Raw genomic sequence first — 11,988 nt, 5'->3', positions numbered from 1 at the left:
CGAAGACGGCGAATCGAATTCGCGTCTACACAGACAAAACCCGCCTCCGCGGGTTGAAGAAAAAGATCGGACGGCGAATGGAATTATGTTGTTTTCTTCAGTCGGCGTCCGGCTGACATCGTTTGTATAGACGCGGTTTCAACCGCCGTCTTATTATTAACCAAGACTAATTACCAATTATTATGCCTTTGAATTTTTTCCGCCGCTATTCAACGCCTTATTTGTTTTTGTTTCCGGCTTTGTTTGTTTTGACTTTGACTGTTTTGTGGCCTGCTTTACAAGCTTTTTATTTGAGTTTTACGAGTTACGAATATGATTTAACTCAAATGCCGCAGTGGGTGGGTTTGAAGAATTTTGAGCGGTTGTGGCGCGATCGCACTTTTTGGCAAACTTTGACCAATACGCTGCTGTATCTCATCTGTGTTGTGCCTGTATTGGTTGTTATACCGTTGGGAATGGCAATTTTGTGCAATCAAAAGCTGCGGGGGATGAACTGGTTCCGCGCAGCATATTACACGCCGGCGGTGATTTCGATGGTTGTCGCGGGGATTGCTTGGAAGTGGCTGTTTGCTGAGACGGGATTGCTGAATCAGTTCGGAGAATTGTTGGGTTTACCTCCGGTTTCTTGGCTGGCCAATCCGAAGGTGGCAATTTTTAGCGTGATGGCAGTTACTGTCTGGAAAGGCTTAGGTTATTACATGGTGATTTATTTAGCTGGGCTGCAATCTATTCCGGCAGAACTTTATGAAGCCGCTGCGATTGATGGTTCGGAAGGTTTGCGGAAACACTGGGATATTACTGTGCCGCTGATGAAGCCTTATTTGGTTTTGGTGGCGGTGATTTCGGCGATTTCTGCTACTAAGGTTTTTGAAGAAGTTTATATTATGACTCAGGGCGGCCCTCGCAATAGTTCTAAGACTGTTGTTTATTATCTTTACGAACGGGCTTTTAAGGATTTGGAAATTGGTTATGCTTGTACGATCGCCCTAGTTTTGTTTTTGCTGATTTTGGGTTTGTCGGTTTTGCAAGTTAGCCTTCAGGGTTTGACTCGCAATGATTAGTTGACAGTTGACAGTTGACAGTTGACAGTTGACAGTTGACTTGACAGAGGAAAGAGAGAAGAAGATAAGAAGGCTGTTAAAACCCTTGGCGCGGCAAATGTTATATTAAACACAATTTAATCAGTAAGAATACGTATTAATCAGTAAGAATACGTAAGTGCGATCGACTTAAAGATTAAGCCAAATAGCCAATGCCAAAGCTGCGATCTTTGCACTAATGTTGATTATGCCTCGGAATCTGTTTCACCCAACCTGTGCCATCACCCCTCTAACACGGGCGATCGACTTCCGCCCACAGCACAACTCGGGTAAATTTGCAGTCAACCCTTTAAATTCAAATTGATTAAACTATGATTTTACTAACAGGCTATCAAATCACGGAACAAATTTATTCTGGTATCAATACTGCGATCTATCGGGGAATCTGGGAACAAGAAAACCTACCCGTCATAGTCAAAACCCTGAAAAGCGAGTATCCAACTCTCGAAGAGATTACTCGCTTGAGACACGAATATAAAATCCGAAAAAATCTAAGAAATATAGAAACTATTGTTAATTCATACCGCCTAGAAACGCATCAAAATAGTGTAGCACTCACATTAGAAGACTTTGGTGGCTTGGCTTTGTCAAAACTTCTAACTACTCAAAAAATTAAATTAAAACATTTTCTCGAAATAGCCGTGCAGCTAGCTCAAAGTTTGGGTGAAATTCATCAAAATCAAATAATTCACAAAGATATTAAACCGCACAATATCATTATCCATCCCGAAACCTATCAGGTCAAAATTACTGACTTCAGCATCTCCTCGCGCTTGGTTAGAGAAAACGCAAGTCCCAGCTATCCCAATTTGCTCGAAGGTACGTTAGCTTATATTTCGCCGGAACAAACTGGTAGAATGAATCGGGCGATCGACTATCGCAGCGATTTTTACTCGTTAGGTGTCACTTTTTACGAGATGCTGACTGGTGAATTGCCGTTTAATGCGATCGACCCTTTAGAATTAGTTCACTGTCACATCGCTAGAATCGCACCCGCGCCCCACAGTTTGAAGCCGGAAATTCCCGAAGCAATCTCTGCGATCGTGATGAAGTTGTTGGAGAAGACGGCGGAAGATAGGTATCAAAGTGCCGACGGGCTGAGGTTTGATCTCGAAACTTGTCTGGCGCAACTGCAAGCTGGTGGCAATATATCTGATTTTACTGCCGGAAATGCCGATCGGGCCGGTCAACTCCTCATCCCCCAAAAACTATACGGTAGAGAAGCCGAAGTCGCCGCTTTACTCAGTGCTTTTGAGCGAATTAGCGGTGTAGAACCCCCCCAACCCCCCCTTGCTAAGGGGGGGCTTTCGGAGCTTTCCCAAAGCACCGGAGAACCCCCCCAACCCCCCCTTGTTAAGGGAGGGCTTATTGAAAGTTCTTCATCCTCCTTAACAAGCAAAACAGGGGGAGTCGAAATGATCCTCGTTTCCGGTTACTCCGGCATCGGCAAATCCTGCTTAGTCAATGAAGTTCAAAAACCAATTGTCCGACAGCGCGGATATTTTATTGGTGGCAAATTTGACCAATTCAAACGCAATATTCCCTACGCTTCCGTGATTCAAGCATTCCAGTCATTAATTCGGCAGTTGCTAACAGAAAGCACAGCATCTATCCAGACTTGGAAACAAAAATTGCTTGCCGCTTTGGGAACCAGCGGGCAAGTTGTCACAGACGTGATTCCCGAAGTCGAACTAATTATCGGGAAACAGCCGGAAGTCCCGCAATTGGGGCCGACAGAATCGCAAAACCGATTTAATCGAGTGTTTAAACAATTCATTAACGTGTTTACCGCAAAAGAACACCCGCTAGTAGTTTTTCTCGACGATTTGCAGTGGGCAGATTCGGCGTCGCTGAAATTGATTGAACTGCTGGTGACAGATTCAGACAGCAAATATTTGTTGCTAATTGGAGCCTATCGAGATAACGAAGTCAGCGCCACCCATCCGCTAATTCAAACCATCGAAAATATCCAAAAAGCTGGGGCAGGAATTCCCGAAAGAGTCAGCAATATTGTTCTCGCTCCCTTAGAGTTGAGTCATGTTCAACTCTTAATATCCGAAACTTTGAAAATCCGAATCTCGGAAAAGATTCAACTTTTCGCCGAGCTACTTTTCAACAAAACCCAAGGCAATCCCTTCTTTCTAACTCAGTTACTCAGAACTCTTTATCAAGAAAATCTGTTAGTTTACGATTTTCCATCCAGTACGTGGCAGTGGGATCTCGGACACATCCAAGCTATTGGGATTACTGACTGCAATGTCGTAGAGTTAATCGCTCGAAATATTCGGAAGTTGCCTGTCTCGGCGCAGTCAGCATTAAAATTAGCTGCCTGTATTGGCAACCAGTTTAAGTTAGAAGTTCTCTCAATTGTCAGCGAAAAATCTCAAAAAGAAACAGCATTAAACCTCTGGGATGCTCTTCAGGCGGGTCTAGTTTTGCCGCTGAGCAACGATTACAAAATTCCACTGGTTTTTGAAGGATTAGAAACAGGGCTGGCTGGGCTGCAAGATGTGAAGGTTGACTACAAGTTTTTGCACGACAGAGTGCAGCAAGCAGCTTATTCTTTGATTCCTGAAGAGCAGAAAAAAGAGACTCACCTAAAAATCGGTCAGTTGCTGCTGCAAAATACTGCACCAGAAGCGCGGAAAAACAATATTTTTGCTTTGGTAAATCAACTGAATTTCGGAATCGATTTACTGACTTCGGAACAAGAAAGATGCGAGTTAGCTGAACTCAATCTCATCGCAGGTCAAAAAGCGAAGGCGGCAGCAGCTTTTGAACCTGCTCTCAGGTATTTTAATCTGGGGATACAACTCCTCAATTCTGTGTTTCGCCCAGGTGAGAAAGAAAGTGAGGTCATGTCAAGTTGGCAGAGTCATTATAACTTGACCCTGGCTCTCCATACAGAGGCAATGGAAGCGGAATATCTGAATACCAATTTACAGCAAGCCGAAATTCTGGGCGAGTTAATCTTGCAGCAAGCTACTACTCAGCTAGATGCGATAAAGATATATGAGATTAAAATCCAAATGTATGTAAACACCTTCCAGATGCCGAGAGCTTTGGATACTGGATTGCAAGCTTTGGAGATGATGGGTCTCTCTCTTTCAAGGCTCCAGAGTTTGGCTAAAAATCAGGTGATACTACCTAAGTTTGAAGACTTAGAAAAATTGCCAAGAATGACCGATCCGGAGCTGATAGCAGTAATAAAGTTACTTCAATCTATTACTATTCCCGCTTTAGGTGTAGATCCAGAGATTGGCTTTGAAATAGTTGTCTGCCAAGTTAATCTCTGCAATCAACAAGGTTATTCAGCTATCGCTGCTTTATCCTATGTTTTTTACGGCACTTTACTTTGTACAATTGGAGAAATTGAAAAAGGATATCACTCAGGGAAAGTGGCTGTAAAATTGTTAGATAAATTCGAGGCAAAGGAACTTATATGCCCAGTCTACAATATGTTTAACTCTTTTATTAGACCGTGGAAAGAACACGCCAGAGAAAGTTTGACACCGTTGCAAGATGCGCTGCAAAATGGAATTGAGTTTGGTTATCTAGTCTATGTTGGTTATTGTGTTAGTAATTATTGCATTTACCTATTTTTGACTGGGGGGCAACTAGAATCGTTGTTTGACAAGCAATTATTATACGTAAATTTGAGCCAAGAAATTGGCAATCCATATATTGCACTGGAAATAAATGTAGAAAGGCAACTAAATTTAAATTTGCAAGGCTTAGTAACTGACAAGTATCGGTTGATCGGAGAGGCAATTGATGAAGTAACTTTGCTGGCGCAGTCGCAAGCTGCCAAAAATGGTTGGACGCTTTTTCATTTGTATATAGCTAAAGGAATTTTGCTCTATTTATTGAAAGATGGTGCAGGGGCTATTGCCAACTTATCGGAAGCATTAGAATACATTAAATCAATAATGGGGTTGATGTATGTTGCCATACACAATTTTTACTATTCGCTGGCTTTATTAGCTGTATATCCAACTGCGGATACTGAACAACAAGCACAGTATTTGGAACAGGTGGAAGCAAATCAGAAAAAAATGCAGGATTGGGCTTTTCACGCACCGATGAATTATCAGCATAAATATGAGTTGGTTGAGGCTGAGAAAGCGCGGGTGTTGGGAGAAAAAGACCGGGCGATCGCATTTTACGATCGCGCAATCCAACATTCCCGCGAACAGGGATACATTCAGGAAGAGGCTTTGGCGAATGAATTAGCTGCTGAGTTTTACCTGTTTGTGGGGCGCCAGAAGGTGGCTAAGGTTTACATGACGGATGCTTACTACGGTTACATCCGTTGGGGTGCGAATGCTAAAGTTGCAGATTTGGAGAAACGCTATCCGCAGTTGATTGTACGGATGCCGGAAAGTGATAGTCTCACAATTAGCGATCGCCCGACTGTGACTGTAACTTCTGCAACCGTTACCGGTACTCACAAAGCTTTGGATTTCGCTACCGTCATGAAAGCATCTCTGGCTATCTCCGGCGAAATTGTCCTCGATGCTTTGCTGGACAAATTGATGCGGATTTTGTTGGAAAATGCGGGGGCCCAAACTGGGTTTTTGATCGCACCAAAAAACGGTGAATTTGTCATTGAAGCTGCGGGAGAGGTTGGCGGCGATGTGCGGGTGCTCTCGGGCGCGGGCTTGGATTGTGCGTATCCGCGATCGCTAATCAATTTTGTCGATCGCACTCAGCAAGATGTCGTGTTGAATGACGCCAGCAGCGACGCTATTTTCCACAATGACCCCTACATCGTCGATCGCCAGCCAAAATCGGTGTTATGCGCGGCGATCGTCTATCAAGGCAAATTAACCGCGATCCTGTATTTGGAAAACAATTTGACAACCGGCGCTTTTACAGGCGATCGCTTGGAAGTATTGAAGCTGCTTTCTTCCCAAGCTGCGATCGCCCTCGAAAATGCCCGTCTTTACACAAACTTAGAAACTGCCAACAAACAACTCGCAGAATACAACTTTACCCTAGAAGCAAAAGTAAAAGAACGCACCCAAGAATTACACGAAAAAAACTCGCTACTTTCCGAAGAAATTAAAGAACGCCAAAAAGCCGAAGCCGCCGCCCGAGATGCCAGCCACGCCAAAAGCGAATTTTTAGCTAACATGAGCCACGAATTGCGAACACCCCTCAACGGCATTTTAGGTTACACTCAAATCTTTAAGCGCGACAAACATTTGACCTCGCAACAACAGAATGGAATTGGCGTTATTCACCGCTGTGGCGAACACTTGCTCGCTTTGATAGAGGATATTTTAGACCTTTCTAAAATCGAGGCAAGGAGAATGGAACTCGTGGCCACAGACTTTGATTTTCCCGATTTCATTCAAGGCATTAATGCTATTTGTAGCATTCGGGCAAGTCAAAAAAACATAGCTTTTAATTGCGAATATCTTTCGTATTTCCCCAGTGCAATCTCGGCAGATGAAAAGAAGTTGCGCCAAATATTGATTAATTTAATTGGTAATGCTGTTAAGTTTACTGAAAGGGGTGGGGTAACATTTAAGGTTTCAGTAGTGGATTGTGTAAGCGATGAAAATAGGACTGAAGTCCTCACTACGAACCTTGATGGAACCCGGACTGAAGTCCTTACTACGAACCTGAGGATTCGGTTTCAGGTTGAAGATACAGGAATTGGGATCGCTGCTGATGAATTGCCAAAGATATTTACACCTTTTGAACAGGTGGGCAATACCCGCCGCCATACCGAAGGAACCGGATTGGGATTAGCAATCAGCCGGGAATTAGTCGAGATTATGGGCAGCGAATTACAAGTAGAAAGCACTTTAGGCAGAGGTAGCATTTTCTGGTTTGAGTTAGATTTGCTAGCAGTTGACAGCCCAGAAATAAATAAAAAGTATTCCCAAAAATTTATCAAAGGTTTCAAGGGTACTAACAAAAAACTTCTGGTGGTTGACGATCAGTGGGAAAATCGCTCGGTTTTAATTCACCTGCTCGAACCGTTGGGTTTTGAAATAATTGAGGCTACAGACGGTCAAGATTGTTTGAATAAAGCCCTGGAATTTCAACCGGATTGTATCTTGATTGATTTGGTAATGCCGGTGATGGACGGATTTGAAGCGATGCGGCAAATTCGCAAGTTGCCGCTCTTTAAAAATGTGGTCGCGATCGGCACTTCTGCTAGTATTATGGCAGTGGAAAAGCAGGGAAGTTTAGCAGCAGGATGCAATGCTTTTCTCCCCAAGCCGATCCGGGCTGAGGAACTTTTAAATTGCTTGCAAGTTCATTTAGAGTTAGAATGGATTTATGAGAATTTGGAAGACGAAAATTATGAATCTGAAGATTCCGACAACCAATCTAAAATTCCAGATGAAAAAATTATCCCTCCTCCGGCAGAGGAAATAGCTGTACTTTTTGAATTAGCAATGATGGGTGACTTAGGAGGAATTCAAAAACAAGCAGAAAAATTGGCCAAAATTAATGCAAAATATGTCTCTTTTGCCAGCCATCTGAATCAATTAGCTAAAAATTTTGAAGAAGCAAAGATTTTAGAATTCGTAGAACAATATAGGAAGCATTGAAAACATGAGCATCTTACCTTGGCAAGAGAGCGTTATCTTGATCGTCGATGATAACCAAAATAATTTGGCAGTGCTGTTTGATTTTTTGACGGAATCGGGGTTTAAAGTGTTGGTGGCAAGGACGGGAGAGAGCGCTATCAAAAAAGCTGAATACTCGCTGCCAGATTTGATATTGCTGGACGTATTAATGCCGGGAATTGATGGGTTTGAAACTTGCCGGCTTTTGAAGGCTGGCGATTTGACAAAGGAGATTCCGGTGATTTTCATGACAGCGCTGGATGAGACGGAAGATAAGGTAAAAGGATTTAATTTGGGAGCTGTTGATTACGTTACTAAGCCGATTCAAAATCAAGAAGTCTTAGCTCGGGCTAAAGCGCATTTGAGCATCCGCAAGCTGACTCAAAAACTTCAGGAGCAAAATGCCCAGATGCAGCGTGAAATTGTCGATCGCAAACAAGCTCAAATTAACCTGGAACAACTGGCTGCCGAGTTGGAAAAACGGGTAGAGTCGCGCACTGTGGAACTTTGTCAAACCAACGAGCGGCTACAGGAAGAGGTGAACCAGAGACAGCAAACACAGGAGAATTTACAGCAGTCCCTGCACAAGCTCCAGCACGCCCAGTCGTTGTTAATTCAGAGCGAAAAAATGTCTGCTTTGGGGCAAATGGTGGCGGGAATTGCTCACGAAATTAACAATCCGGTAAATTTTATCTGCGGCAATCTCAATTACGTTCGCGATTATACTGAAGATTTGCTCAAGGTACTCAATCTTTACCAGCAGCACTATCCCGAACCCGCAGCGGAAATAACATCAACAGCAGAAGCGGTAGAGATTGAATTCATCAAGGATGATTTGCTGAAAATGCTAGACTCGATGCGGCTAGGTGGCGATCGCATTCGGGATATAATTCTGTCTCTACGGTATTTTTCGCGACAAGAAGGGCGAGAAATGGAGCTGATTGATATTCATCAAGGTATTGACAGCACGCTGATGATTTTGCAAAATCGGCTGAAATTTAAGGCGAACCGTCCCGCGATTCAGGTGATTAAGGAGTACGATACCGATTTGAAAAATGTAGAGTGCTGCGGCGGGGAGATCAATCAGGTATTTATGAATATTTTAGCTAATGCCATCGATGCGATAGAAGAATCATGCGCTGAAAAAACTATGGAAGAAATTAAAATAAATCCCTACCAGATTCGGATTTGTACGAAAGTCCACAACCCGAACACGGCAATTATTAAAATTGCTGACAGCGGGCCGGGAATCAGTGAGGATTTGTGCGATCGTATTTTTGACCCATTTTTTACAACAAAGCCTGTGGGAAAAGGTACGGGAATCGGCCTGTCAATTAGCTGGCACATTGTCACAGAAAAGCACGGTGGCAGTTTGCGCTGTTGTTCGACACCAGGCCAAGGAACCGAATTTGCGATCGAGCTTCCAATTCGACAAAAAGTGCGAGAAATGGCGACCTCCGGTTCCAAAATAGTAGACCGCTAATCATTGCCCTTGGGGCGCCCCAGAAGCCATAAAAAAAGCAGGTTTGTGAGCGAAAAAATCCGTCTAAGACTGTAAAAAATTAACGTATAAATCCGGCATTTAATGAGATACTCCCAAAAACAAAAAGCATCGCCCATTTGAAAGGGCGATGCTGTTTCCCAAATGGGTAATTCTATTCGGGAAAATCAGGGATTACCCATTTGGGAGGTTCCGTCCGTTTCCTTCTCACCGCTTCCTCTGCCATTTCTAGCATTTTGTCGAGAGAAGTATTTTCAATAAAGCTTGAAGTTGCTTCTGCGTATTCCCGCTTCGGGCACTTGTCGCCCAAAACGCAGCCGTTGACGCAAGCTACAGCACAATCGACAGTGTTCTCCACCATAACTTTTTTCCTTTCACGGTTCCAACAACTAGCAGGCAGATGCTCTGGGTGAATTTGTCAAGAGACTGCCCTCTATGTTCATTTTACTTTACAAACTGGCATCAAATGTCGATCGCCAGCGCAAAACTGTTATAAAATCAAAGCAACCTACCAAATTTGCCGATTATGAGCAATTTTCTGCGCCGCTTAAAACTTTTCCCCTGGCGAGAAATGCTGCAAATTGCCGCCCTCGTCAACTCCATCGTGATTGGACTGGAACTATTTTTAGCCTGGGGTTTCACGCAATCGCGGGTAATCCGCAACATTCTGACACTTCTCTACGGCTCCTCCCTCGGAATATTGATACCTTTTGTTACAGCCGTGGGAATGGGAGCTTTAGCAGTGTACTTTTTGGAGTATTGGCAGCAGCAATTTTTGCTCAACCGGACTAATTTGTGGGTTTTAGTTTTGTGCGTAATCTTGGGTTTGGTATTAAAGTCATTCCTGCCCATACCTGCTTTTTTAGCAAGTTTATCGGAAGCTGCACTAATAGGAATTACCGTGGGAGTTTTTTGGAAGGGTCGGCCTTATTGGTAATAGTCAGTTGACAGTTGACAGTTGACAGTTGACAGTTGACAGTGATTGTAGGGTGCTTCAGGGTTGAATGTCTTGAGTATAAATTAATATTTTTTGCCCTGACGCACCCTACGATTAGTTACTTTTTCACCCACATTGACAGTTTCAATCAACTATTTTGATGAAAAACCCGGTTTCTCGCCACCCGTGCATAAGTCCTACTTAGTTAAAGCAATACATTTCCTCTTCCCTCTTCCTTCTAATTAGGGCAGCCAAAAATCGGGAATAACAGCTTTAGTCAAACTGCGAGCAAACTGATTAATCTGTCTGCCGATTTGAATGTGCGGTTCGTCAGCCTCCACCGGAATAATTGTCGCTTTGTTGCCGATTCCGAAACGCGAAACTACGAAATTTGCCGCCTCCAAACCAGTAACATAAGCCTTTTCCTGCGACCAAGAACCGTGACGGGTCACAACCCAATCGCCGCTCATAAATACATTATCATAACTTGTGACCGCAGGCAACAAATACTGATAACTTCCCGGTGCAAAATGCGTCACCGCGCGCGATAAACGAATCGCGCTGCTGTCGATTACTTTAGCCTCCCGAAAAGCCGGAATACAAGTCGCCAAATCCCGCTGAACAAGAGCAACTATTTCCTCATCTTTCAGGGGAATTAATTGATTGGCATGATAAAAATCAGCTTCCACAACTGTTCCCGGTTCGGAGCGGAATTCGTCGTGCAAAGCATTCAAATCAAAAAACGTCCATCCCGTAGTCGAACTAAATCCAAAACAGGCATTTGAAGGCAGCGGAATCTCAATTTTTCTGTCAAACCACAGGCGAACAGCTAACACGTCAACAGCGCCCAAGTTCATCACGTCCCGAAACTCTTGGCGGGTTTGCAAAGCGGGGCTGCTGCTGATAATTTTTTGCATTCCGGTAACGCCAACTGCAAAAATAACTGCATCTGCATCGAAGGTTTCGTCGCCGCAGACAACTCCCTTGGCTTGATTGTTGCTGTCAACTATGACATCAGTAACTCGCCGTTTTGTCAATACTTGGGCGCCGATTTTTTCTAGGCGTTCTACCCAGGGACGAAAGATTTTTTCTCCGACAGTGCCGCGACACCAAACTACATCAAAATCTGCTTGGTGTGCTAAAATGAAATAATACAGCATTCCCAAAGCTGCGGCGGCTGAACACTGTTCTCCTGGTGCAAATAATCCTACTAATAACATCGGCTCAAAAGCATCGCGGTACAGCCTTGCAGATACGCCAAACTGTTTGAACAATTCGCGGGCTGTAACGCGATCGTACCGCTGCCAAGCTTCGTCGGAATTGTCGAAATCTAGTACGGCATAGAGTAAGGGTAAGGCTGAAAGGCGATCGACTAATGGCAGTCTTTTAAATCGCGTGTACAAGAATGTTCCTAACGGTGTGGGAAGTCTGGGTTCGTCCTGAAAAATGGGAGATTCAACTTCCAATCCGGCGGGGGAATACTGACAAGAACGAGTCCAAGGCGTGAAGGGATCGAGTCCTAATTCCTTGACTAATGAAAAGATGTTTTTGTAGGGATACCAGAAGCCGTGAATGCCTGCTTCTACGGAACGCCCGCCTGGGGTTTTCCACCCCGCAACTAAGCCTCCTGGCTGAGGCCCTGCTTCTAACAAAGTTACGTCATATCCTTGTTGGGCTAGGTGATAGGTGGCGCCTAAACCGGCCCATCCGGCACCGACTACGACTATTTTTGGGGTTGGCGATTCTGCTGACATTGCGTACCTCTTGATTCTTTATTTATGATGACATAATTGATAAAATAAAGCGAGATATAACCTTTCTCAGAAAGATGAGGTACTCATGGGAATTGGCCAAACAGGG

The 11,988-nt window shown here is 44.0% G+C and carries 6 protein-coding genes; 4 read left to right on the top strand and 2 right to left on the bottom strand.

Annotated elements, in window-relative coordinates:
* Positions 1-182 precede the first annotated feature (182 nt).
* From JGK11_RS16695 to JGK11_RS16685, 3 genes are all read left to right on the top strand, one after another.
* The gene (locus tag JGK11_RS16695; RefSeq protein WP_293178318.1) at positions 183-1,061 is read left to right on the top strand and encodes a sugar ABC transporter permease; all 879 of its coding nucleotides are present in this window, start codon (positions 183-185) and stop codon (positions 1,059-1,061) included.
* 350 nt (positions 1,062-1,411) lie between these two features.
* Entirely contained in the window at positions 1,412-7,672 is a 6,261-nt protein-coding gene (locus JGK11_RS16690; RefSeq protein WP_293212308.1) for a hybrid sensor histidine kinase/response regulator, read from the top strand.
* 4 nt (positions 7,673-7,676) lie between these two features.
* Positions 7,677-9,173, top strand: a complete 1,497-nt coding sequence (locus tag JGK11_RS16685) for a response regulator (RefSeq protein WP_293192360.1) — start codon at positions 7,677-7,679, stop codon at positions 9,171-9,173.
* Positions 9,174-9,345: 172 nt separating this feature from the next.
* On the opposite strand, the gene JGK11_RS16680 is transcribed toward JGK11_RS16685, so the two are convergent.
* Positions 9,346-9,552: a hypothetical protein gene (locus JGK11_RS16680; RefSeq protein ID WP_293143836.1), complete on the bottom strand. Its 207-nt coding sequence runs from the start codon at positions 9,550-9,552 to the stop codon at positions 9,346-9,348.
* Between the two features lie 165 nt (positions 9,553-9,717).
* Here JGK11_RS16680 and JGK11_RS16675 point away from each other — a divergent pair, with 165 nt between their 5' ends.
* The gene (locus JGK11_RS16675) at positions 9,718-10,128 is read left to right on the top strand and encodes a peptide chain release factor 1 (RefSeq protein WP_293178309.1); all 411 of its coding nucleotides are present in this window, start codon (positions 9,718-9,720) and stop codon (positions 10,126-10,128) included.
* 242 nt (positions 10,129-10,370) lie between these two features.
* Here the strand turns inward: JGK11_RS16675 and JGK11_RS16670 are convergent, their stop codons facing one another.
* Positions 10,371-11,882 carry an FAD-dependent oxidoreductase gene (locus JGK11_RS16670; protein WP_293192354.1) on the bottom strand — a complete coding sequence of 504 codons (1,512 nt, stop codon included), beginning with the start codon at positions 11,880-11,882 and terminating at the stop codon, positions 10,371-10,373.
* Positions 11,883-11,988: the final 106 nt, after the last annotated feature.

The organism is Microcoleus sp. PH2017_34_RAT_O_A, from assembly GCF_020737885.1.
Classification (GTDB): domain Bacteria; phylum Cyanobacteriota; class Cyanobacteriia; order Cyanobacteriales; family Microcoleaceae; genus Microcoleus.
This window is presented reverse-complemented; position numbering and strand designations above follow the sequence as displayed.

What these genes read in the sequence shown, in the direction of transcription:
- JGK11_RS16695 (WP_293178318.1), top strand. Translation starts at nt 183, where the DNA reads ATGCCTTTGAATTTTTTCCGCCGCTATTCAACGCCTTATTTGTTTTTG.
- JGK11_RS16690 (WP_293212308.1), top strand. Translation starts at nt 1,412, where the DNA reads ATGATTTTACTAACAGGCTATCAAATCACGGAACAAATTTATTCTGGT.
- JGK11_RS16685 (WP_293192360.1), top strand. Translation starts at nt 7,677, where the DNA reads ATGAGCATCTTACCTTGGCAAGAGAGCGTTATCTTGATCGTCGATGAT.
- JGK11_RS16680 (WP_293143836.1), bottom strand. Translation starts at nt 9,552, where the DNA reads ATGGTGGAGAACACTGTCGATTGTGCTGTAGCTTGCGTCAACGGCTGC.
- JGK11_RS16675 (WP_293178309.1), top strand. Translation starts at nt 9,718, where the DNA reads ATGAGCAATTTTCTGCGCCGCTTAAAACTTTTCCCCTGGCGAGAAATG.
- JGK11_RS16670 (WP_293192354.1), bottom strand. Translation starts at nt 11,882, where the DNA reads ATGTCAGCAGAATCGCCAACCCCAAAAATAGTCGTAGTCGGTGCCGGA.